Raw genomic sequence first — 23,108 nt, forward strand, 5'->3', positions numbered from 1 at the left:
GCTGGCAGGAATCAAACAACCTACCTAATTGGGCTTCTAGCAATTATTAGCATCTGCTGGCTTTGGAGTGCTTCCAAAAGCAAGTTAAATATGCTATTTGTTTCTATTCCAGCTTTCTTTTGCATATTTCTTCTTTGGCATTCCCAATCAAGAGCAGGTGTTATAGCCACGGCCATAGCCTTACTAGCAGTTAAACTACGTGAAGAGCATCAAAAAGGTGAGCTGCTTAAGTTTATACCTTTAGCCGCAATATTAGGAATTTCAACAATTCTTAGTCTTAAATTTTTGCGGCCATCAAGCGTTATTTCCTTAACAGGGTTCGACTTCATTTCAGACATGGGCAGGATAGATATCCAACGCTGCTACTTGCAGCTACCTTTCAGTGGAAGCAACCGTTTTATCTACGGCACAGGTTATGAGAATTCAAAAAACTTTTGCCATCAACAAGTAACCTCTGGAATATTAGACCATGCCCATAACATCTACATTCAGCTTTGGGCAAATGCAGGGATTCTGGGTTTATTTGGCCTTGGCATTTGCATCTACTTACTTATAGATAATTGGCGCAAGCTTGAGCATGGTTTAGATAAGTTTGCATTAAGAACAGGTCAGGCTGCATTTCTATATATATTTGTCCAAGGTTTTTTTGATGTGTCCCTCATCCACTGGCCCATCACCCAAGTTTTTACAGGAATATTGCTAGCAATCCCCCTTAGCGTTAACGGCTCAGTTACTACGCCGGATCGGAGCTAAACGCGGATCCAGAATTTTAGGGCCCATGCCAGGAAATTTCACGGCAATTGAGATCTTTTCGCYACTACCAAATAGATGGGTAACTCTGCCTTCCCCAAACACATCATGCTGTAATTGATCACCAACCGCCCAAACTTGGGCAGCATTTCTATTCSCCATGGAAGGGTTTTTAGCCGGTTCRCGATCGATCCTGGTGAGCCGCTCCAGCCGCTGCTCCCTGGCACCGCTGCGGGGAATATCGGCTTGCAGTGAACCCTCCGGCAGTTCAGCTAAAAACGCAGATGGCACCGCCGCCTCTCGCATGCCGCCCCAAAGCCTTCTTTCACTGGCATGGGATAAAAACAAACGCTCCTTTGCCCTKGTAATCCCCACATAACACAGCCGGCGCTCCTCTTCCATCGARGCTGGATCATCCAAAGAGCGATAGCTCGGGAATAAGCCCTGCTCTAGGCCCACCATGAACACCACCGGAAATTCAAGCCCTTTGCTGGCATGGAGGGTCATCAACACCACCCGTTCTGCGGCTAAATCTTTGTCGTCGGCATCACTTGCAAGGGCTGCTGATGCYAAAAAGCCCTCCAAATTGCCCTCTTCATTTTCCTCTTGATATTGCAGYGCTGCATTCACCAATTCCTGCAGGTTGCGGCGCCTTTCCTCTGCCTCATCTGTTGCTTCAGCTATAAGTTCGGCCAGATAGCCACTGCGCTCCAGCACCAGTTGCACCATTTCGCTTGGGCTAGAGGTATCAAGCTTGCCGCGTAATTCGGCTAATAAATCAGCAAATTGCAGTAGCCCCCGGGCTGAACGGCCCGCCAAGGTGCGCACCGATTCCGCATCGCTCACCACCTCCCAGAGCGGTATTCCCAATTGGCTCGAAGCATCATTTAGCCGCTCGATGGTGGTTTTACCAATGCCCCGTTTAGGCACATTTAGCACCCTTARTAAACTCACMGAATCAGCTTGATTAACCAATAGGCGCAGATAAGCAAGCACATCTTTGATCTCGCGGCGATCATAAAAGCGCAAACCACCCACCACGGTGTATGGCACCCGCCAGCGCACCAAACTCTCCTCAATGGCGCGGGATTGGGCATTGGTGCGATAAAGAACTGCCATGTCGCCATAGCGCAATTCAGGGTGGGCCGCCTGCAATTCACGCATGCGTTGCACCACTGTTTCCGCYTCCGCAATCTCATCATCACAACGGCTTAGCCTGATTAATTCACCGGCCCCACGGGTGGGGCGCAGCACCTTATCAATCCGTTCCGTATTACGGGAGATCAAGGTATTCGCCGCCTCTAAAATAGTTGCCGTGGAGCGATAGTTTTCTTCTAATTTCACCATTGTTTGGGTGCTGCCATCTGCCACACCATCACCAAAATCACCCTGGAAACCCATCAGGATTGTGAAATCAGCAGCGCGAAAGCTATAGATACTTTGATCTGCATCACCCACCACAAAWACYGAGCGGTTTTCCCAGCTCTTGAATTGAGCCGGATCCACACCATCGGTTACGATTAACTTTAAKAGGTCGTATTGGGTGCGGTTTGTRTCTTGATATTCATCAACTAAAAGATGCCTAAAGCGGCGATGCCAATAGGAACGCACCTGGCTATTCTGCTGCAATAGTTGCACTGGCAGCAGYAATAAATCATCAAAATCAAGGGCATTATTAGCGGCTAAGGCACGGCGGTAACGGCGATAGGTTTCCACCAACAGGCGGCCCCTTTGCCCCTGGCCYAGCTCCTGCTGCTCTAGATGTTGCGGCAACCAACCATGGTTTTTCGCATTGCTAATTGCCCAACGCATCTTTTTAGGTTCAAACCGTTTGGGATCTAATTGCAACTCTTGAACGGTAATTTCTTTAACTAAACTTTGGGCATCGGCTTCATCATAAATYGAAAACTGACGGGTCCAGCTGAGRCCATCTGGATCCGTATATTTATCAATATCAAAGCGCAATAATCTTGCAAAYARGGCATGGAAAGTGCCGATCCATAGCTCYTTTGTTACCTCCCGATAGATGCGGCTGCGCAATTGGCGTTGCTCGTGGCTTGCAAGGCTGGTGAGCGGTTGGCCAAAGCTGCTTTGGGCTAACCGCTGGGTGAGCAGCAGCTCCAGCCTTTCCTTCATCTCCCGGGCTGCCTTATTGGTGAAGGTAACCGCTAATAATTCAGCTGGATCAACGCCGTGGTGACCGATTAGGTGGGCGATGCGGTGGGTGAGCGCCTTGGTTTTACCGCTGCCTGCCCCCGCCACCACCAGCAATGGGCCGCAGTGGTGTCCCACCGCCTGSCGCTGGGCGTCGTTGAGTSCGGCGAGGAAACCCTGGGTCATTCGGGCAGATTAGGGCGCGCCTGCATCTGGCGAGCAAATGCCCATGCCGCTATCATTATAAGATGGAAAGCAGCCTTTCGATTCCCATCTTCATCGGCGTTGATCCCCGCGAACGGGCCGCTGCAAATGTGTTGATCGATTCACTATTAGCCCATAGCAGTGCACCGCTTGCGATCACAGCATTAATCACACCCCAGCTGCAAAAGCAAAACCTCTACTGGCGCCCTAAGGATCCAAAACAAAGCACCGCCTTTTCATTTACTCGCTTCCTTGTGCCCCAGCTGCTTAATTTTCAAGGTTGGGGTATTTTTATGGATTGCGACATGCTCTGCCGCTCTGATATCAGCGAACTATGGGCCCTACGTGATCAAACCTATGCCTTGATGTGCGTTAAACATAACCATAAACCAAATGAAACAACTAAGTTCCTAGGCGAACCGCAAACTGCCTACCCACGCAAAAACTGGAGTTCTTTGATGCTGTTTAATGCATCCAAATGTGAGGCTTTAACAGCTGCCTATGTGAACAGTGCTAGCGGTCTTGAATTACATCGTTTCCAGTGGTTAGAAGATCACAAAATTGGCGCCCTACCCGAGCAATGGAACCACCTTGTTGATGTGCAAACGCCTGATCCAGAGGCAAAACTTTTGCATTTCACCCTCGGCGGGCCATGGTTTGCAGGCCAAGAAAGCAGCCACTCAGCCGAATGGTTTATCGCCCGAGATCGGGCCAGCCAACTTTGGCAGCAGCCCACATGAGCTGCCTTGTAGTTATCCCAGCCAGGCTTGAATCCAAGCGTTTACCCCGCAAATTGCTGGCTGATGTGGGTGGCAAAGCCTTGCTGCTTCGGGTGATCGAGCGTTGCCTACTGGCTCAAACAGCCCCACAGGTGGTGCTCACCACCGATAGCCAAGAGATTAAAACCGCTATCCACGCCTGGGGCCTTGCTGAGCAGGTGCCTGTGCTRCTCAGTAGCCCTGATTGCAGTAGCGGTAGTGAACGCATCGCCTCTGTGCTGCCGGAACTGCTCGCYTTAAATAAYAATTTAATTAAAAACAATTCAACTAAAAAAAGTTYAGTTGAAAGCAGCTGGATCCTTAATGTGCAAGGGGATCAACCCTTCCTTGATCCAGCGGTGATCGATGCTTTAGCTGCCGCCTGCAAAAGCACCACTGCCAAAGTGCTCACTCCCGTTTATCGGCTACCAGCAAACAAAATCCACAACCCTGCCGTAGTGAAATGTTTGCTTGCCAGCAACGGCCAATGCCTCACCTTTTCCCGCAGTGCCCTGCCCCATGTGCGTGATGTGGAGCCTGAAAACTGGCATCTCCATGCCAACTACTGGGGCCATGTGGGCATCTACGCCTATCGGGCCGAGGTGTTAGCGCAATGGCCAAATCTGTCGCCATCGCCACTGGAGCAGGCTGAAAAGCTAGAGCAGTTGCGTTTGCTRGAGGCMGGCATCAGCATCCACGGCCTTGAGGTGGCTGGTGACTCCCTATCGGTTGATACCGCAGCTCAATTGGCCTTAGCCCGCAAGATCTGCTCCACCAGCTCCCGCACAGCCCCATCACCACCACGTTGATTCAAWACCAAATCAGCTTTGCGTTTTAAGGCAATGCAGCCATTGGCGGGGGTTACTAACAACCCAACGCTGGGGCGCACCTGCAGATCATTAACGTCGTCTCCAATAAAAGCAGTGGCAGCAATTGAAATCTGCAACCGCTCCTGCAATTCCGCCAAAACCCCTGCCTTATCTCTTAYMGCCGTGAAGCAATGCTTAATCCCCAAATGCCGCGCCCGTTGCTTKATTGCTTCTCCGCGGCCRCCACTTAAAAATGCCAATTCCARGCCCGCCTGCTGSAGYAATTTCAAACCAAGGCCGTCGCGGGCATCAAAACGGCGTTGCACCACACCATCATCGCYATAAATCAAGCCCCCATCCGTTTGCACCCCATCCACATCTAAAACCAACAATTSAATGGCAGCTAAACGMCGTTTTAAGCCAAACCAATTCATAGGCTTGATGCTGCAWAGGCYTCAGCTTGGCTAACGGCGCGAATTGCGAGCAGTTGTTTMAGCAATGGCTCCAGCCGCTGCAACGGCACCATATTTGGCCCATCACTGCAGGCAACTTCAGGGTTGGGGTGGGTTTCCATAAACAAACCATCAACCCCCACGGCCACAGCAGCACGGGCAAGGGGCGCCACAAATTGCCGTTGGCCGCCACTGCTCTTGCCAAGCCCACCCGGTTGTTGCACCGCATGGGTGGCATCAAATATCACCGGGCAAGCCAAMGCCTGGAGCTGGGGCAGGCTGCGGTAATCCACCACAAGRGTGTTGTAGCCAAAGCTGCTGCCCCGTTCCGTKAGCCAAAGCTGRCCAGGCTCCCTTAAGCCCGCCGCCCGCAATTTCTCCACCACCGCCGCCATATCCCATGGCGCCAAAAACTGACCCTTTTTCACATTCACTGCCCAGGCGCCGCGGCCAGCTAAAACCGCCGCCGCYGCTGCCTGCAAAAGGCTGGTTTGGCGGCAAAGAAAAGCTGGTATCTGCAACACATCAACCACGGCCGCCACGGGCAATGCCTGCTCACTTTCGTGGATATCGGTAAGCAACGGCAAGCCAAATCGCTGCTTCACYTCAGCCAAAATYTCAAGCCCRCGGTTTAGGCCAGGGCCACGAAAACTATCGCCAGCGCTGCGATTTGCCTTATCAAAGCTGGCTTTAAATATCACCCTGATCGCCAAGCGCTCGCTRATTGCCTTTAGTTCTGCTGCCACCTCCAGCACCAATTCACGGCTTTCGATCACACAGGGCCCGGCGATCAAAGTGAAGGGGAAATCAATGGCCATCAGCTAAAACCCGCCTGCACCAGATCATGGAGCCGCAACAGGCCAAGCAACTCACCATCCTCCGCCTGCACCGGTAGAACWGCGATCGCCTTACGCCGGTTGCGTTCCATTAATTCCAWGGCCGCCACCGCTAATAACTGRGGTTGCACCGTAATTGGATCTGCYGTCATCAACTGGCTGGCGGTTAGCCCTGCCCATTGATGGGCMKGCTTTTGTTGCAAGGTGCGGCGCAAATCACCGTCGGTGATTAAACCCCGCAGGCGGCCRGGCCGCTGGGGATCCGCCACCCAGGCGGCGCCAACGCCAGCGGCCGTGAGGCCAGCCAACACCTCCGGCAATGGCGCCATGGCGGCAAGGGGCGGCCAGCGCTGCACAGGCAGCATTAAATCCGCAGCGGTGAGGGTTAGCTGGCGACCAAGGGCGCCAGCGGGATGGTTTAAAGCAAAATCCTGGGCTGAAATGCCGCGCCTTTGCATCCACACGGCCGCCAGACCATCACCAATCGCCATCGCCACCGCAGTGCTGGCGGTGGGTGCCAAATTCAAGGGGCACACCTCCCGATCAACACCACCGTCAAGCACCACTTCACAACTAAGCGCTAATGGAGATTGCAAACCACCGGTAATTGCAATGCAACGGCTACCGCGGCGGCGTAGGTGGGGCAGCATCGCCAATAATTCACTGCTAACGCCACTGCGCGATAGCAAAAGCACCACATCTTTTGGCGCTACAACACCTAAATCACCATGGAGGGCATCAAGGGGATTTAGGTAGATGGCCATCAGGCCAATCGATGTGAATGTGGCTGCGATCTTGCGGGCAACAATGCCGCTTTTACCAACGCCTGTTACCACTAATTTAGCGCCGCAGCCCTGGCAGCCCTCAAGCAAAGCCAAGGCGCGATCAACTTCGCCTGGATCCAAGCGCTGGGCGGCGGCGGCAATTGCTGCTGCCTCCTGCAACAACACCTCCTGCACAAGCTTTTGCATCGCCTTAATTAATTGAGCTAAAGCGCTCCAAGCTGGCTAATTCTTGGAAGCTGGCTGATCGCTGCCGCAGTTCGTCAAAACTACCTGAGGCTTTAACTACGCCCTTTTCAAATTCATAGATGCGATCGCAGCGGGCAATCGTGCTGAGCCGGTGGGCAATMACAACGGTGGTGCAGCGGCGACCCACCACCTCAAGGGCATTAATAACTTCGTTTTCAGTGCGGTTATCRAGGGAACTRGTGGCTTCATCCAACACTAAAAAGCCTGAATTGCGATAAAAAGCTCTTGCTAATGCAAGCCGTTGGCGTTGGCCACCGGAAAGTTGATGGCCATTTTCACCCACTTGGGTGAGCAGGCCAAAGGGCAAATCAGCCACATATTCCTCMAGCTGGGCTGCTTCTAATGCTTCCCATACCCGGTCGTCGTCTATGCGSTTGTTATYAATGCCAAAGGCCACATTKTCCCGCACGCTGGCATCTAAAAGCTGAATAAATTGGGGTACCTGGGCGCAATTTGCCTGCCAAGCYGGCACCTCTTCTGCCGTTAAGGGATTGCCATCCARCTCAAAACTACCCAGCTCCGGTTGCAATAGGGCAAGYAATAGATGGGCGGTGGTGGTTTTACCACTGCCGGTGCTGCCAACTAGGGCAATGCGAGAACCAAGCGGAATMGTGAGATTCACACCCTTCAAAACCCATTCTTCAGTATTTGGATAGCGATACCAGGCATCCCGCAAGCGAATCGAATGTTGCGGGTAGATGCCGGCAGGGCTTGGCACCCCAGGGCAGCCAAGGGTGAGCCGCTCCACAGGTAGTTCCAATAGATCAACGGTGTGGCTCACCTGGGGCAGCCCCCCCCGCAATTCAGTGAGGGAATGGAATAAATCCTGTAGGGGTGGTGTTAGCCGCTGGGCTGCAATTGCAAGGGCCGAAAGGAAGGGCAAAATTCCCAATACCTTTTGCGGTTCACCCTGCATCAATGCAGGCACTGCACCGATTACAAATATCAAAGTTATTCCCAATGGTTCGATCAACAGCCGCGGCACAATCGGCAACATYGCCGACATCCAGGCATAACGGCGGGCYCTTTCCCCTGCCACACTAAATGACTTTTGGAAATGGGCTTCAGTGCCAGTGAGGGTGATATCCCGCACGGAAGCCAATGATTCCAATAGCAAATGGGTAGAGCGCACCTCTAAACGTAAATTTTGTTGGCGGGCGTGGCGCAGGTATGGGGTAACAAAAGTGGAAAGGCCCAAATAAGCCAGCACCACCGTGATCAAAAGCAAAAAGGCAGGGAAGCGGCCGATCCAAAGAATGCCAAAAGACAAAAGCAGAATTGATACCAGTGCACTAAATATGCGCAAGGTGGGATTGATCACACCACTGGCTGCCTGGCGGATATTGGAAAGGATTGAGGTGGTTAATTCCGCTGTGGAACGGGTGAGGTGATATTCATATTTTTGACGCAACACCCGCGCATGAATTTCATTTGATARATCACGCCAAATCCGTGCTGTTAATTTCTGCTGAACTAATTGCAGAAATAATTTTGAAAATGATGCAAACCAGGCAAGGCCTATAAACACTGCAATCAACCAAAGGGTTTGATCAAGTGGTTTGCCGCCAAATACACGAACCCCAGGCAACTTATCTTCTAAGTTATTGCCAACTAGGGCCCCCACTAACCTTGCACCCACTGCCACCAGCGCTAAATCCAGCAGCCCTGGCAGCACTGAAATCGGCAGGATTTGCCAGAGGGCCTTGCGCCGTTCCTGGGGCAAATAACTAATTAAGCGTGATAGTTGGTCGATGGTTTGGCTGCGTTTACGCAACCACGCCATGGGCGCTATGCCGCCTACGGACGGCCGGTGGGGTTGATGGGCAGTCACGCCGGCAACCCTATGGCGCCAAAGCGGTTCAGAACAGTCTTTTCAACCGGCTCAAGCGCCGGCCCCAGCGCAATCGCCAACTGGGAACACTTTTTAAGGCCGGTGCACCAGCAAGCAACTGATCCCAATGCTGATTAACAGCGTTTAGGGCCYGCTGCCAGCGCTGCTGCACCTTGCTTTCTGAATGGGCCGCCAGCAGGGCCGCCAGTAATTCAGGCTTTGGCCTAAAGGCATCAGGGTTTGCAACTGCTGCTGTGATCTGCTCCAAATCATTGGCAAGGCTGCCGCAACCGATCTGCCATGCGCTTACGCCTGGATCCAAACTATCGGCGAGGGCATGGTTAAAGCTGCTAAATAAAACGCAACCACTGGCGAGAGCCTCCAGGGGCGGCAAACCAAAACCCTCCGTTACGCCCACACTGCGCCAATAATCGGCGGAGTCGTAAAGCAACACCTTGGCGCTGCTAAACAGGGCCGCTAGATCCTCCACCCAGCCGCTTTGCACCTCAACGGCCACCCCCCGCTTGCGCAGGGCTGGCACCAAGCAATCGAGCACATAACTGCTGGTTTTACGGGCCTGCACCAACACATCAATGCTTCTGGTGTTGCTAGCAGCAGTTGTGTTGTTGCCAAAAGCTGGATCCAAAGCATTGGGCACCAGTTGCAATGGTGCCCTTGGGGCGCGATCACCCCAATAGCCAAGCGTATTTCTACTCACGGCCAGCACCGGCACCCCAGGGGGTAGCTGAAAGCCATAACCACTGCTATGGGCGTGGTAAGCAACGGGTCTACCGCGCAACTGCCGCAATAACGCRGGCACATCAAAACCCCAACTCACAATCCATAGGGCTTCCCCTGGTGTTGCTTCCTGTTGCAACAGATCGGCAAGGAACAGATGGCCCGGTTCCCTTTGGCGATAGGTAACAACCTCCACCGAAGGCGCTAATTCAGCGCATAGGCGAGCACTTTGCAGCTCCACCAGCAAGCCACCGCAGCGGAAACGGGCGCTGGTACCCGGTACTAAAAACCGCAGGGGGCGGCTACTCACTCAGTTATTAACAGTTTCGGTACTGCCAGTGATTTGACGGCGGGTGAGGAAACCAAACAACACCTTGCCAATGGCAGCCACCAAATTGCCTTCGAGCTCTTGGAATAGTTTCATATTGAGGTGAAAAGCATGGTTGGCTTCTTCCACCATCCGATCAGCCATCACCTGATCAATCACTAACGCATTCAATGCAGCCCTGTAGGTATTTTTAAAAGCCTTTTCATCCTCAATTGCAGGGAATACATAAAACTGCAAACCAGCATCACCCTGCATATTCATTGCTTTTTGGGCAATGGTTTTCAGAATTTGGCCACCGGATAGATCACCCAAATAACGGGTGTAGTGGTGACCCACCAGTAGTTCGGGGGCGCTATTTGCTAATTCATGGATGCGGGCTACATATTCCTTAGCCGCTGCTGTTGGTTGGWTTTGCTCGATCCAATTTTCGCCGTAGTAATAAACAAGATCTGCTTCAAGGGCGCCGCGACGGTTTAAGGCCTCAAAGGCGATCGGTTGCAGCACTGGATTTTGCCGGAGGCGATCGATCTCCTCCTCCATTGCCGCATATACGAAATACAAACTTGCTACCAGCTTGCGATAGCTGAGTTTGTCTACCACCCCTTTTAGAAAGCAGCTAACAAAGCCAGTATTTTCTGCCATGGTGTGGGATTTTTTAGTTCCCTCCCGCAGCTGGGTAGCTAAGGGAACAGCTGCATCAGCGCTAGTGAGGGCAACGTTTGAATCGAGGGCAACAGCCATGGGGCCAGGTGCACGGGCAATCTTGATTGGAGCGTAGGCGCCCTATAGCTAGTAAGGGCTGCAAAAGTTGCGAAGGATTACGAGCCCTTGGGCCAGTTCGGCAGCATCAATAACCGCAGAACACGCAAAACTAGGCTCATCTAACCCATAACTTTTGCGGCTAACGCCCAGATGGCTATCTACGAAAAGCTCACAGCCCCAAGCCGCGGCGCCGCAATTAAATTTGTGGACGGCCTTCCTGTGGTGCCAGCCAACCCGATCATTCCCTTTATTCGCGGCGATGGCACCGGTGTTGACATCTGGCCCGCCACCCAAATGGTGCTCGATGCTGCTGTGGCTAAGGCCTATGGCGGTGAACGCAGCATTGAATGGTTCAAGGTTTATGCCGGTGATGAAGCCTGTGAGCTCTATGGCACCTATCAATACCTGCCCCAAGACACGCTCACCGCAATCGAAACCTATGGGGTTGCCATCAAAGGGCCCCTCACCACACCAATCGGCGGTGGGATTCGCTCTTTRAATGTGGCCCTTAGGCAAATCTTTGATCTCTATTCCTGTGTGAGGCCCTGCCGTTATTACAGCGGCACCCCAAGCCCCCACAAACGCCCCCAAGACCTTGATGTGGTGGTTTACCGCGAAAACACAGAAGATATTTATATCGGCATCGAATGGGCCGCCACCGACCCCGTGGGCCAAGAGTTGCTGCAGCATTTAAACAACACCGTTATTCCCGCCAGCCCGCAATTAGGTAAGAAACGCATTARRGAGGGTTCTGCCCTTGGYATCAAACCCGTTAGCAAAGCTGGCACCCAAAGGCACATCCGCCGGGCGATGCAGCATGCCCTGCGGCTTGAGGGCAATCGCCGCCACGTAACCCTGGTGCATAAGGGCAACATCATGAAATTTACCGAAGGTGGCTTTAGGGATTGGGGCTATGAATTAGCAACCACTGAATTTCGTGCCGATTGTGTTACCGAAAGGGAGAGCTGGATCCTGGCGAATCAAGAAAAGAATCCACTGCTTTCAATTGCAGATAATGGCCGCTTGATCGAACCGGGTTACAACAATCTCACCCCTGATAAACGCGAGGCGATCGATGCTGAAGTTGAGCTGGTTTTAGCAACTATTGGCGCCAGCCATGGCAATGGCAAATGGCGTGAAATGGTGCTGGTAGATGATCGAATCGCCGATAGCATCTTTCAACAAATCCAAACCAGGCCCCAGGAATATTCKGTGCTGGCAACCCTTAATCTCAATGGTGACTACATCTCCGATGCTGCTGCAGCGGTGGTGGGGGGCCTTGGCATGGCACCAGGGGCCAACATCGGCGATCGCGCTGCCATTTTTGAAGCCACCCATGGCACGGCACCAAAACATGCGGGCCTTGATCGCATTAATCCCGGTTCGGTGATTCTCAGCGGTGTGATGATGTTGGAATTTATGGGCTGGCAAGAGGCGGCCAACTTAATCACTGCTGGCCTCAGCGCTGCCATTGCCAATGCTGAAGTTACCTACGACCTAGCCCGCCTCTTGGAACCRCCGGTGGAACCRCTTAGCTGTTCCGGTTTTGCAGAAGCGGTGGTGCGTCATTTCAAGGCATAATACGTATATAAACTGGACCTGCATGGAGTTTCATCGGATCACCTATAACCCCGCTCAATGTGGAGGAAAGCCTTGCATAAGAGGAATGCGCATAAGAGTTAAAGATGTTCTTGATCTCTTTGCCGCAGGATTAAGCAGCAATCAAATTCTCGATGATTTTCCTGATCTAGAACAAGAAGATCTAAATGCAGCCCTTCAGTATGCTGCCAACGAGATAGACCATCCAGTGCTTTTAGGATGAATCTTTGGCTTGACGCGCAGCTGTCTCCACTGATAGCTAAGTGGATAAATGATCAAGGCCTAAGAGTATCAGCAACCCCGCTCAGAGATATTGGTTTACTGAAAGCAAGCGATCGAGAAATCTTTCAAAAAGCCAGAATGTCTGGCGCAATTATTGTAACCAAAGACAGAGACTTTTTGTTGCTTCTCAAGGATGAAGGCCCACCTCCCCAGGTGATCTGGCTCAGGGTAGGAAATAGCAACAATATTTTTCTTCAGCAAGTTCTTAGTTCCACGCTACCAAAGGCTTTAGAACTGCTGCGGGAGGGTGAACCCTGGGTGGAAATTCGAATGAAGCTAAAAAATAGATCTTTATATGCAGAATAGTTGCTATGAATTCATCTTCAGCCTTAGCCACCGACCCCTGCGTGCACTGCGGCTTCTGCCTGCCCAGTTGCGCCAGCTACCGGGTGTTGGGCACGGAGATGGATTCACCCCGGGGTCGCATCCATAGCCTSAAGGCGATCGAGGCCGGCGAACTAACGCTTGATGCCACCGTGGCWAGYCATTTTGATAGCTGCCTTGGCTGCTTTGCCTGCGTTACCGCCTGCCCCGCCGGAGTGCGYTACGACCAACTGCTTGAGCAGGTGCGGCCCCAACTAAACAACCCCAGCTTGCGCACCCCCTGGCAGCGGCAATTGCGGCGACTTTTACTTGCCCTACTGCCCTACCCCCAGCGGTTGCGGGCCCTAATGCTGCCGTTGCAGGCCTATGCCGGCACGCCGCTGCAACAACTTGCTCGCCGCAGCGGCATAACGCGCCTATTTGGCGCGGAAATCGCAGCGATGGAACAGCTGCTGCCGCCCTTGCCACCCCAGGCCAAAGATCCGGTGGGGCTGATTCCCGCTGAAGGGCCGCGCCGCGCCAGGGTTGGCCTAGTGCTTGGCTGCGTGCAGCGCGTATTTGATCCTGGCGTTAACGCCGCCACCTTGGCGGTGCTTGCAGCCAATGGGGTGGAAGTGCTGCTGCCGGAGGGTCAAGGCTGTTGCGGGGCGGTGAGTCATCACCAGGGGGAACTAAARCAAACCCAAGCCCTCGCCAKGGATTTAGTGGGCAGCTTCAATCGAGCCGCCGCCRMCGAACCGCTTGATGCAATCCTTGTTGCCGCTTCCGGTTGCGGCCACACCCTGAAGCAATATCCCCAGCTTYTAGCAGGSMAKCCAGGATTTAAGGCAGYGGTAAAAGATGTGCATGAATTCCTCTATGAATTAGGGCTAAGCGATAGTTTTAAGGCGCGGCTTAAACCATTAAAAGAAGCGCTGGTTGTTTATCACGATGCCTGCCACATGATCCATGGCCAAGGCATTAGCCAGCAACCAAGGCAATTGCTTAGGGCAATCCCAGGGCTGGAGTTGCGAGAAGCGATGGAAGCGGGGGTGTGCTGCGGCAGCGCCGGCATCTACAACCTGGTGCAACCAGAGGAAGCAGCGGAATTAGGTGCAATAAAAGCGRMAGATYTAATCAATAGCGGTGCCGCAATKGTRGCCAGCGCCAACATCGGTTGCAGCCTGCAGATACGCCAACACATGCTCGAGCAAAAAAAGCCTTTACCCGTTGCCCATCCCATGGAATTACTGGCCCGCAGCGCTGGTTTATTGGAGTTTGGTTAATTGCTATAGCTAGCAATCCAGCCGCCAAGCTTCTAGCAACTGCCAACACTGCCGCAGGCTGGTGGCATCACCGAGATTGCCGGGGAAGGTAACAATTGGCAGATCGCCCCAGATTGGATGGTGGGGTTGGGGCTGCACCAGGGAAAGGCCCGGCAACAACTGGCCCAAAAGTTGCAGGCGATCTAAACCGAGGCCAGCGCGCAACAAAGTAAAACTGGTGGTGCCGCCCTTAGCGATCACAAAASCCAAAGGTGGCCCCAGGCTTAGGGCTAATTTGGCCATCCTTAGGGCTAGTTGTTGCTGCTGGGCTGGGCTGCAGCCRCGCCGTTCACCGCGGCTGCTAAACAGCACTGGCGTTAGCCCCTGGCTGCGGATTGATTGCAGCTTGGTTAACAGCAACGGCTCAAAATCTGTTGCTGCTGGCTGATCAACTGGATATTCCACACCCCTGCAGCCGGGTTCAGCAAGCAGCAGYTCCAACTGTTGATCCGCCAGGGGCACATGGGATCCCACTATCACCAAGCCAGGGCCGCGGCAGGGGGGTAGATCAGCTTTGCTAAGTAAACAAGGCTTGAGTTCAGCCAAACCATTCAGCAAGCTGGCGGCGCTTTGGCAAAAGTGACGCCTACCGCCAGCTATCAATTCAAACCGCAGGGTTTTAGCTAACTCATCTAAATCTTCTGGTGTGTGGGCATCAATCACCGCCCATTGGCCTACCGCTAAATCAGCCAATGGTTGATTTGCTYTTAAAAGCGCCACCTGGGCTGCATTTATGCGGCCAGCACTTTTAGTAGCCAACCACTCGCTAAGCACACTGGTTTGATAACCAAAACGCTGATCTGCGGCAAAGGCGCTCAGATGCACCGGTTTGCCATGGAGCAAATGGCTGCCCGCCTCAGTGGTGCGACCCCCCTGGGGGAATGCTGGCACCAACAGGTTGGCGTGGAATGGCCCAAGGCCAGCGCTGATCAGCTCCTGCTCCAAGGGGGTGTGGCCCCTCAAGGTGGAATCACCGCGGCTAACCACCAGCCAAGGCCGTTGATAATTTTCTAAAAGCGGCTTGAGCCGAGCGCAGATCAACTGCAGTTGATCCCGCACCTGTTCGGGTTCTAAGGCACGGCTATTGGTGATTAAAAACAAGAGGGCAGAGGGGTCTGCAAGGCCCGCCGCCAGGTTGCTGCTGCTGAAATTCAACAACAAAGAACAACCATGAACGGTTTGTGAGCCTGTGGGGTCATCGTCAAAGACGATGATCTTGATGTTGTGCTCCATCTGCCGGCATGCCGGATCTCGCTCCAGTTGTAATGCCAGAGCGCGAGGAATTAAGCCAATTGGTGCTTGAACTCCATGCCGATGGCAGCCCATGGGTACCGAGCGGCCTTGGCAATCACCTGCATTGGGGTGCTGCCTTGCAGGCGGATGCAGGCATGGTGCTGAGCATGGCCCGCTGCAACCGCGTTATTCACCATGCCGTAGCCGATTTCACCGTAACGGTRGAAGCCGGATTGGGCCTAGCCAAACTGCAGGAGGTTCTTGCCGCCCAGGATCAATGGTTGCCCTTGGATCCRCCCCTGGCTGGCCCCAGCAGCATCGGCGGTTTAGTGGCACGGGGTTTAAGCGGCCGCCTGCGCCACCGCTACCGCGACCTGCGTGATCAATTGCTAGGGATCAGCCTCTTGCGCAGTGATGGCACCGCAGCAAAAGCCGGCGGCAAGGTGGTTAAAAATGTGGCCGGCTACGACCTAATGCGTTTGTTTTGTGGCAGCTGGGGCAGCCTTGGCCTAATCAGCGAACTAACCCTGCGCACCATGCCATTGCCCAAGGCGCGGCAAATAGTGCRGCTAAAAGGTGCACTAGAAGATCTACAACAACTGCGCCAACAGTTGCTTTTGCATAGCTCCATGGCGCTGGAATTTATTGAATGGCGCCAGGGGCCAGGKGCAGCAMCATGCCTGCAACTGGGCCTATGCAACCTTGCTCAAGAGCAACAACTGCAATTGCAATTAACGCCAAATATCCAATTGGAAAAKCTCCCCCAACCAACAACTTCAACAACCGTAGAAGCTGGCCAATGGTTGCTGCGGCTGGGCCTTGAACCAGTAAAAATAGTTGAATTTATGCAAGATCCAGTTGCCCAGGGTTGGCAATTGCAATTGGGGGCAGCCAGTGGCCTAGGCCTTGCCCAGGCTGCCTTCGAGGGGATGGCGCCCTACAGGGTGGAAGCCCTTAGGCGTGCCTGCGAAAGGCGCAGCGGCTACCTAACCGTGCTGCAAAGCCCAAATAACAGCAAGCTAGATGCCTGGGCCGATGTAAAAGCAAAGCCCYTAATAGAAGCTGTTAAAAAACAATTCGACCCATTGAATCAACTTTGCCGCGGCCGCCTACCTGGTGTTGCCTCCTGTTAAACCTTGGTTATTRAGAAAACGCTGGAATCCTTCTGCTAAACCCTTACTGCCGGAATAGCTAAGGTGATGGCTATCGGCATATTGCAAGGTGCCATCTGGGCGTCGATGTTGCACGCGACCTGCAAATAAAAGTTGATCGGTGGGATCAAAGATATGCACATTTGGTAAACCCTTTGCCACCTGGGCCAGGGTGTTGCGCAGGGTGGTTTGCATCTCGGCTGTGATTKCAGCCGTGGGTGAGCAAAATGTGCCCCCCTCTCGATTAGCTAATAATTTGCCCCAAGCTTCACAAACCACGGGCTCCCTAGCCAGGGTTGGGATATCAAGCACCAACACCAACTGAATGCCTTTTGCCGCTAATTGCTTGGCGATGCGGCGGCTACTTGCAATGTAGGCAGAGCGAACCTGGGCTGGRGTTARRCGTTTGCCATKCACATAAACCGGGAAATCATTTGGCCTGCCGCGGCCATCAATATCAGCCAATTGTTTATTTAACCAKGTAGAAACCAAAACGATGTCGTTTGGCTTCAGCCGCTGAATKGCACGRTCGATTTCACCTGCTGCAAATGAGCGACAGGGTTCATAGGGTTTATTATCAAAGCTAACTGTTATATCAGGGCTGATTAAACAACTACTTTTAAATGTAAAACTAATACTTTGACCRGTYTTATTTGTAACTTGATCTAACATTGGCAGCAGGTGATGGGCATGGGAATCACCAAGCAAAAATATTTCTCCGGCACCGGCAAGCCCCGCTTTACTGCAACGGCTGAAATCGGTTCTGTTCTTAATGTTGTAAGGCAACCAATTGGCAACACTGCAACTGGCATCACTGATATCGGTKCCAACAATCACAGGCCGATGTTCAGCAATCTTTTCGAGTTTTGGCACAGGATCTACGCCACTACCAAGAAAAAACTTGCCCCTATAGGGATGGGCTAGAGCGTCGATGCCCGTCCAGGTAACAGCSATGGCTGCCAAGGAAAGGCCCCATTGAAAGGGGGCTGAYAGGGGCCGCCGCCGCACCGGCTGCTCCACCAGCACATAGGCCAACCAGGCCAAGCCAAAAGACAAACCAATCGCCAGGCTGTAGAGCCAAAAGCGATCGATGCCATAGGTCCAGCGCAAAAARGTGAGCACTGGCCAATGCCAGAGGTAGAGCGAATAGGAAATCAAACCGCAAGCCACTAAAAAGCGCTCAAGGCCTCGCCAGGGCAAAAACCGTTCTGATGTRGCCCCATAGCCCGCCTGCAACAGCAACAAAGTTGCTAACACCGCCACCAGGGCGCCAGGGGCTGGAAACCATTGCAGGGAAGATGTTTTRAGCAAGGCCAGCAACATCAGCCCATAGCCGCCAAGGCGCAACCAAAGCCGGTTTAAGTGGCCGCCAAAGCCCTTTAACTGGGCAAGCAACAGCACGGCACCGGCGCTYAATTCCCAAAAGCGGCTGGGCATCAAAAARAACGCCAATATCGGCGCTTCCTGGGTCCACCACAAACTGAGGCCGAGGGATGCAAGTGAAAGGCCCAGCAGGATTGGTARTGCCCGCCTGCGGCCCACGCCRATCAGCAATAGCAAGAGCGGAAAGATCAGATAGAACTGCTCCTCAACCCCTAAAGACCAGGTGTGGGATAGGGGGTTGAGGTTGGAATCAAGGCCGAAATAATCGGTTGCTTTTGCCGCAAAGCGATTGTTAGACCAGCCATAGAGCGCTTTTACCGCATCAACAAAGAGGCTGCGGGTTTCTGATGGTGGCACCAGCAGCGCTATGCCAAGGCTGGTTACACCAACAGATGCCAAGAGATTTGGCAGTAGCCGCCGAATTCTGCGCACATAAAAACCAGCCAATTGCTGCCATGGCCCCTCCCCTTGATGACCCAGCAACGATCCGGTTACCACGTAACCGGAAATCACAAAGAAAACATCTACACCGGTAAAGCCACCGGGCAGCCAGGCCTCATTCAGGTGATAAATAAAAACCGCCAATACGGCGATGCCACGCATGGCATCGATRTCAGGGCGGTAGTTAAACCTCRGCACTAAATGCTTTCCACCACATAACGGCACTGCAACACCTKGCTTKCACCGGCAGCCAGCTCCAACTTGCCATCRCCACTGATCAAACTTTGACGTGGACCAGTCCAGGGTTCGATGCAAACCATCGGTCTGGGGGGATCAGTCCAAAACACTGCCAGGTTCCAAGGGCTGCTCAGTTCCATGCGTAGGCGCCTTGCTGCTGCCTTATCAACTAAGGCCACATCAGCGCTGGGGCGCACCAGCAGRTCGATGCCCTGCCCTAGCTGTTGCAATTGCTCACTGGTGGCRCCGGGGGCCATCAGYTTGTGRTTTARRCATTCCTCAGGCATCCCTTCAAATTGGAGRTCGCYAAGGCCACTCACATTGAAATAGGGRTGGATGCCAAAGCTAAATGGCAGGGCCTGGCTWGCCCTGTTGTGGAGGGTGGCAGTTACCTCAAGGGCGCCAGGGGCTAGGCGGTAATCAAGCTGCAGCAAAAAAGCAAAGGGGAAATCCAGCAGGGTGGCRGGGGTATCACTGAGCTCTAAACGCACCCCACGGCCATCATCCAGGGCCGATATTTGCCAGGGCATGGTGCGGGCAAAGCCGTGCTGCTTAAGGGTGGCGATGCGGCCATCAGCTAGGGGCAACTGGTCGTTTGGCAGGTTGCCGCAAATGGGAAACAACACCGGTGCTCCGCCCCTGATCGACTGGCTTGGATCCAAAAAGCGGGCTTCATCTAGGTAAACGATTTCATTGCCACCGCAACACCAACCACTGAGCAAGCCACCCCGTTCAGGCACTAAACGGATTTGATCACCGCTGCTGGCATCAGTGAATAGCCAATGGGGGTAGGGGCTGGTTTGTTGTTGCAGGGCCATAGCCGTTGAATTTAAGCGAGCGTGCTTAACCATTGCAGCAGCTCTGCATTAACAAYTGCCGGCTGTTCRTCGTGGGGGCAATGGCCAGCTTCCAAAACCACTTCAGTGGTGGCAGCGGGGGCGTGGCTTTGAAATAGGGCCCTGCGACCAACAGCATTGATCCAGGGATCGCGGATACCCCAAAGCAACAGCAACGGGGCTTGCAACTCAGCAAACAAATGGTCGAGCGGTTCGCCTTTAGGGAAATCAAAAACCGTACGAAACACCCCAAAGGCACCTGGATCCAAAGATGGGGTCCTGATGGCCTCCACCAGGGCTTCATCCACATTGGTTTTATCCACGTAAACCTGATTCAAGGTGCGGCGGATCGTGGCTCTACGGCGCAGGTTTTCAAAGATCAAGCGCTGCAGCACAGGGCTTTGCAGCAAGGCGCCCGCAATGGTTTGGCGGGCGATGGCAGCTAAACCCTGGGCTGGTTTTTGTTCACTACTAAAAGGCCCRGCGGCATTMAGCAGCACCACACCAGCGCACTGCTCCTTGAGGGCGGCACCGGCGGCTAGGGCTGCATAACCGCCGAGGGAATTACCCACCAACACCGTTGGTTCAGCGATGCGYTCGTGCACATAGGCGCAGAGTTGATCACGCCAYAGTTCACCGCCATAGGCCTCACCAGCTGGTTTTGCACTGGCACCAAARCCGAGCAGATCAATGGCATGCACTGGATGGTGCTGCTCCAGGGCGGGGATATTGAAACGCCAGTGGTAGGTGGAAGCACCAAAACCATGCACCAAGAGSACTGGTATMCCGGCGCTGCTGGTGCGYTCAAGGCTGTGAATGGGGTGGCCGCGAAAGCTCCAGGGTTCCTTCACGGCCAAATCAAAGATGTTTGCGGATGCTAAGGATGCTCCACCTGCAACGGTTAGCTCTGCCCATGGTTGATGCTGATTTAAGTGTGCTRTTCAGCGGCAGCGCTTTATGGGCACTGGCTTTTTATGTGCCCTTRAGCGGCCCAATCGCGAGGTTTGAGGCTGAATTAGTGGCTGCGGGGGTGGCAGAAATAAAACGCCAAGTGCTTTTGGTGCTGAGCAGTGTGGCCCTAGCGGTGGGAGTTGGCGTGGTGTGGCAATTGCTGTTGAGCTGGGCGCTTAGCCCCAGWTGGGCCGCCAGCATGGCCTTGCTGGCGGTTTTAGCAACTGGTTTCTGGGTRCTTGCTAATCGCGAATAGAACTATCTATTTGCACCAACAAATCCACGGATGTAGTCGATTCCCCAATCGAGGGTGTGGGGCGGAAGTTCATATATGTGGTAAAAAATTAAACGTTTAGCAGCTTCGATACGCTCCATSCCAACGGCCCTGAGATTTGCTTCAGAAGCGATAAAGAATTCAGCCATGGCAATTTGATTGCCATTTTTAACCCCACTCACATACAAATCACGCAGTTTTCCAACAAGTTCAGCTGTGGCAGGGGCAAAGCTAATGAGTTCRTCACCCAGGGGAATAGTCATATTTTTGATGCAGCCCATGGAAAACTTCATGGCGGCCCTGGTTTCTTCCACACTCAAAGCATCATCTGAACCATCTCTGAATTGGTGCTGGATTACACCGTTGGTGCACTCGATCATGCGCAGCAAGGCAACCTTATCTAGCTCTTCAGGGGGAAGGGCGGAAAACAGTGCGTCCCAATCAGAGGTCATGGAAATGAATAATTTTACAAAKCGTAACAACTATSGGGMGCAGYTGTGTGGCAGATTTAACCAAATTRAAAAACCAATCTGCATGGCCTTAGTTCCCCGCTGGCAATACATGACAGAGGAATCAAAAGCGCTAGCAAAACGCTTGGCTATTTCAGGTGCGATATTAGTAATTTCCCTGATTATTGTTAGGGCTTTACTACCCTGGGTGTTAGCTGCCTTGGCAGTTTGGTGGCTRTGGAAATTARTTAAWAAGTRAWTATTAATTATATAYATTGCMATATAMAATTAATAWTCATCRMCGTTTAATAATCATCACCGTATTTAACACCTGCATCAACATTCATTAATTCAACYGTTGTTTTATAACCCTGGGCAACGGTTAGATCGTGTTGGTAGCCGATGTCACGCAGGGCAGCCACGTCGTATTCAGGGGCAGTGAGCCAACTAAAACCCTTGCCAAAGGTGTTGTCGGGGTTAACCACATACCAATGACATGCGGTGTCGGGCACATGGACTGAACATTTTGTCCAATCGTTATCCCACTGGGGCACCTGCACAAAAGAAAGTGCCGCAAATAAAAAGCCGAAGAAACTAAGAAACATCAGCYGCTTAAGAATTYGTTACACAATAGCAGCCTTTGGCGCGGAAGGGGCAAATAGCGCCGATATCAGGCAAAATCAGGGCAAATTCATTGCTCTAGGAAAAATCACCGATCTACGCTGGCGGCAACGGCTAGAAAACCTGCAAAGGGCCCTAGGCCAGCTCAAAGCTGCCCTAGAAGCCCACAACGCCTGCATCAACGATGAGGTGATTGGCATGGCTGTTGTTAAAGCCTACGAATTCAGCTTTGAATTGAGCTGGAAAACCTTGAAGGATTTGCTTTCCTACGAAGGCATTGATGCCCAGTTACCAAGGGAGGTTTTAAGGCAGGCATTTAGCTATGGGCTACTTAAAAATGGTCAGTTGTGGATTGATATGCTTGAGCAGCGCAATTTGATGGCCCACACCTACGATCAAGCCAGGGCAAATCAGGCTTTAATGCTTATTCGAGAAACATTTGCGCCAGAATTACTGCAACTTGCAGCTGAACTGGAGAAACGGCCGTGAAGGCAGTTATTGGYGGCCTGCCAAGCCAAACAATTGAACAAATTCAATCCGTAAAGCAAATATATCCAGAAATCCKCTGGTTCAAATTATATGGTTCAAGGGCTCTGGGGCTTGAAAAACAGGGATCCGATATTGATATTGCCTTCAGTAGCCCCATAGATTACAGCACTCAACTGGCAACAGCATTTGATGAACTTGCYACTCCTTACAAAATAGACATAACCCATTGGGAAAGCATTGAACATGGCGGYTTAAAAGCTCATATCGAAGCTGTGGGCATATTGCTATAAATAACGCAAAACCAGAATAAGCTGCCTAGAATRTGMGCAAATAGCTTAGGTGCAGCTTGCCGMTAAGAAAACTACTAAGAAAAAGCTTGCTTTGGATTTTRCGYGAGCCAAATAAAACTGCAATATTGCCAGAACCAACACTGCAGCCAGCTTCCAGCAATCCCGAAATAAAAAACACTAAGGCCGTTAAAGAATGGACCTATTTAATCAAAAAAAGGTGGGATCAAATGCCCACGATCCAAGGCAAAACTGGACTGGTGCTTAAATCACTACTATTAATTCATGAAAAAATAAGTGATGCAAACCCCCTGGAGGGATACGAGGGCTTGCCATTGCAAGTGGAACAGATCTACTGGGAAATCTGGGATTTAATYGATGAACATCAAGATTTGGAAACACCAGCTGAAGTTTTAGAACAATGGATGACTCARTGCACACCAGGAGATTTTTATCTTTAATTAAAAATACAATTTAATTAATATATCTTGCAGCATGCCAATTAATATTATCTTTATTTCTTGAAAGATGCACTATAACCTCCTGATTTCGCCCATCGAACCATTTCAGCTCCGCGTTCACACCATTATTACC

General features: G+C 52.4%; 25 protein-coding genes. 12 read left to right on the plus strand and 13 right to left on the minus strand.

The window, feature by feature from the left end; translation table 11 throughout:
- Nucleotides 1–753, plus strand: a 753-nt coding sequence (locus C7K08_RS07405) for an O-antigen ligase family protein (RefSeq protein ID WP_133165176.1), incomplete at its 5' end; no start/stop codon positions are given.
- Here the strand turns inward: C7K08_RS07405 and C7K08_RS07410 are convergent.
- Nucleotides 727–3,090, minus strand: coding sequence for a UvrD-helicase domain-containing protein (locus C7K08_RS07410; RefSeq protein WP_106500003.1), 2,364 nt, complete (start codon nt 3,088–3,090; stop codon nt 727–729). The genes C7K08_RS07405 and C7K08_RS07410 overlap by 27 nt on opposite strands.
- Nucleotides 3,091–3,152: 62 nt before the next feature.
- Between C7K08_RS07410 and C7K08_RS07415 the strand changes: the two genes are divergently transcribed.
- Both C7K08_RS07415 and kdsB read left to right on the plus strand, forming a co-directional pair.
- Nucleotides 3,153–3,848 carry a glycosyltransferase gene (locus tag C7K08_RS07415; RefSeq protein ID WP_106500004.1) on the plus strand — a complete coding sequence of 232 codons (696 nt, stop codon included), beginning with the start codon at nt 3,153–3,155 and terminating at the stop codon, nt 3,846–3,848.
- Nucleotides 3,845–4,675, plus strand: coding sequence for a 3-deoxy-manno-octulosonate cytidylyltransferase (gene kdsB, locus C7K08_RS07420; RefSeq protein ID WP_106500005.1), 831 nt, complete (start codon nt 3,845–3,847; stop codon nt 4,673–4,675). The genes C7K08_RS07415 and kdsB overlap by 4 nt, the downstream gene beginning before the upstream one ends.
- Here kdsB and C7K08_RS07425 read toward each other — a convergent pair.
- From C7K08_RS07425 to C7K08_RS07450, 6 genes are read right to left on the minus strand one after another with little or no spacing between them, the layout of a single operon-like run.
- Nucleotides 4,609–5,109 (minus strand): KdsC family phosphatase, encoded by a 501-nt coding sequence (locus C7K08_RS07425; RefSeq protein ID WP_106500006.1) that lies wholly within the window; start codon nt 5,107–5,109, stop codon nt 4,609–4,611. The genes kdsB and C7K08_RS07425 overlap by 67 nt on opposite strands.
- A complete protein-coding gene (kdsA, locus tag C7K08_RS07430; protein ID WP_106500007.1) occupies nt 5,106–5,945 on the minus strand; it encodes a 3-deoxy-8-phosphooctulonate synthase in 840 nt (279 codons plus the stop codon). The genes C7K08_RS07425 and kdsA overlap by 4 nt, the downstream gene beginning before the upstream one ends.
- Nucleotides 5,945–6,934 (minus strand): KpsF/GutQ family sugar-phosphate isomerase, encoded by a 990-nt coding sequence (locus tag C7K08_RS07435; RefSeq protein ID WP_193464823.1) that lies wholly within the window; start codon nt 6,932–6,934, stop codon nt 5,945–5,947. The genes kdsA and C7K08_RS07435 overlap by 1 nt, the downstream gene beginning before the upstream one ends.
- 4 nt (nt 6,935–6,938) lie before the next feature.
- On the minus strand, nt 6,939–8,825 hold the full coding sequence (locus C7K08_RS07440) for an ABC transporter ATP-binding protein (protein ID WP_241537129.1): 1,887 nt from the start codon (nt 8,823–8,825) through the stop codon (nt 6,939–6,941).
- Nucleotides 8,826–8,853: 28 nt separating this feature from the next.
- On the minus strand, nt 8,854–9,873 hold the full coding sequence (locus C7K08_RS07445) for a glycosyltransferase (protein ID WP_106500010.1): 1,020 nt from the start codon (nt 9,871–9,873) through the stop codon (nt 8,854–8,856).
- A complete protein-coding gene (locus C7K08_RS07450) occupies nt 9,874–10,632 on the minus strand; it encodes a biliverdin-producing heme oxygenase (RefSeq protein ID WP_106500011.1) in 759 nt (252 codons plus the stop codon).
- Nucleotides 10,633–10,803: 171 nt separating this feature from the next.
- Here C7K08_RS07450 and C7K08_RS07455 point away from each other — a divergent pair, with 171 nt between their 5' ends.
- From C7K08_RS07455 to C7K08_RS07470, 4 genes are read left to right on the plus strand one after another with little or no spacing between them, the layout of a single operon-like run.
- Nucleotides 10,804–12,234, plus strand: coding sequence for an NADP-dependent isocitrate dehydrogenase (locus tag C7K08_RS07455; RefSeq protein WP_106500012.1), 1,431 nt, complete (start codon nt 10,804–10,806; stop codon nt 12,232–12,234).
- A gap of 22 nt (nt 12,235–12,256) precedes the next feature.
- Nucleotides 12,257–12,475, plus strand: a complete 219-nt coding sequence (locus C7K08_RS07460; RefSeq protein ID WP_106500013.1) for a DUF433 domain-containing protein — start codon at nt 12,257–12,259, stop codon at nt 12,473–12,475.
- Complete coding sequence (locus C7K08_RS07465; protein WP_106500014.1) at nt 12,472–12,840, plus strand: DUF5615 family PIN-like protein; 369 nt, start codon at nt 12,472–12,474, stop codon at nt 12,838–12,840. The genes C7K08_RS07460 and C7K08_RS07465 overlap by 4 nt, the downstream gene beginning before the upstream one ends.
- Nucleotides 12,841–12,845: 5 nt before the next feature.
- Nucleotides 12,846–14,123: a (Fe-S)-binding protein gene (locus C7K08_RS07470; protein ID WP_106500015.1), complete on the plus strand. Its 1,278-nt coding sequence runs from the start codon at nt 12,846–12,848 to the stop codon at nt 14,121–14,123.
- 9 nt (nt 14,124–14,132) lie between these two features.
- Here C7K08_RS07470 and C7K08_RS07475 read toward each other — a convergent pair whose 3' ends face one another.
- Entirely contained in the window at nt 14,133–15,395 is a 1,263-nt protein-coding gene (locus C7K08_RS07475; protein WP_106500016.1) for a four-carbon acid sugar kinase family protein, read from the minus strand.
- 8 nt (nt 15,396–15,403) lie between these two features.
- Between C7K08_RS07475 and C7K08_RS07480 the strand changes: the two genes are divergently transcribed.
- Nucleotides 15,404–16,528, plus strand: coding sequence for an FAD-binding oxidoreductase (locus C7K08_RS07480; protein WP_106500017.1), 1,125 nt, complete (start codon nt 15,404–15,406; stop codon nt 16,526–16,528).
- Here the strand turns inward: C7K08_RS07480 and C7K08_RS07485 are convergent.
- From C7K08_RS07485 to C7K08_RS07495, 3 genes are read right to left on the minus strand one after another with little or no spacing between them, the layout of a single operon-like run.
- A complete protein-coding gene (locus C7K08_RS07485; RefSeq protein WP_133165177.1) occupies nt 16,505–18,532 on the minus strand; it encodes an SGNH hydrolase domain-containing protein in 2,028 nt (675 codons plus the stop codon). The genes C7K08_RS07480 and C7K08_RS07485 overlap by 24 nt on opposite strands.
- Before the next feature lie 35 nt (nt 18,533–18,567).
- A complete protein-coding gene (locus C7K08_RS07490; RefSeq protein WP_241537130.1) occupies nt 18,568–19,458 on the minus strand; it encodes an aldose epimerase family protein in 891 nt (296 codons plus the stop codon).
- Complete coding sequence (locus tag C7K08_RS07495) at nt 19,437–20,294, minus strand: alpha/beta fold hydrolase (RefSeq protein ID WP_241537131.1); 858 nt, start codon at nt 20,292–20,294, stop codon at nt 19,437–19,439. The genes C7K08_RS07490 and C7K08_RS07495 overlap by 22 nt, the downstream gene beginning before the upstream one ends.
- A gap of 32 nt (nt 20,295–20,326) precedes the next feature.
- Here C7K08_RS07495 and C7K08_RS07500 point away from each other — a divergent pair, with 32 nt between their 5' ends.
- Entirely contained in the window at nt 20,327–20,650 is a 324-nt protein-coding gene (locus C7K08_RS07500) for a hypothetical protein (protein ID WP_241537132.1), read from the plus strand.
- Nucleotides 20,651–20,652: 2 nt separating this feature from the next.
- Here C7K08_RS07500 and C7K08_RS07505 read toward each other — a convergent pair whose 3' ends face one another.
- Together C7K08_RS07505 and C7K08_RS07515 are read right to left on the minus strand one after the other, a co-directional pair.
- Complete coding sequence (locus tag C7K08_RS07505) at nt 20,653–21,120, minus strand: hypothetical protein (RefSeq protein ID WP_106500020.1); 468 nt, start codon at nt 21,118–21,120, stop codon at nt 20,653–20,655.
- Nucleotides 21,121–21,422: 302 nt separating this feature from the next.
- Entirely contained in the window at nt 21,423–21,722 is a 300-nt protein-coding gene (locus C7K08_RS07515; RefSeq protein WP_106500026.1) for a hypothetical protein, read from the minus strand.
- Between C7K08_RS07515 and C7K08_RS07520 the strand changes: the two genes are divergently transcribed.
- The 3 genes from C7K08_RS07520 to C7K08_RS07530 all read left to right on the plus strand — a co-directional run bounded on the left by C7K08_RS07520 (nt 21,619) and on the right by C7K08_RS07530 (nt 22,975).
- Nucleotides 21,619–22,227 (plus strand): nucleotidyltransferase substrate binding protein, encoded by a 609-nt coding sequence (locus C7K08_RS07520; RefSeq protein WP_206603823.1) that lies wholly within the window; start codon nt 21,619–21,621, stop codon nt 22,225–22,227. The two genes, C7K08_RS07515 and C7K08_RS07520, sit on opposite strands and share 104 nt — an antisense overlap.
- Nucleotides 22,224–22,517 (plus strand): nucleotidyltransferase domain-containing protein, encoded by a 294-nt coding sequence (locus C7K08_RS07525; protein ID WP_106500022.1) that lies wholly within the window; start codon nt 22,224–22,226, stop codon nt 22,515–22,517. Before C7K08_RS07520 ends, C7K08_RS07525 begins: the two co-directional genes overlap by 4 nt.
- Before the next feature lie 227 nt (nt 22,518–22,744).
- A complete protein-coding gene (locus tag C7K08_RS07530) occupies nt 22,745–22,975 on the plus strand; it encodes a hypothetical protein (RefSeq protein WP_161955838.1) in 231 nt (76 codons plus the stop codon).
- The last annotated feature ends 133 nt before the right edge of the window (nt 22,976–23,108 follow it).

The organism is Synechococcus lacustris str. Tous, from assembly GCF_003011125.1.
GTDB classification, from domain to species: Bacteria; Cyanobacteriota; Cyanobacteriia; order PCC-6307; family Cyanobiaceae; genus Synechococcus_D; species Synechococcus_D lacustris.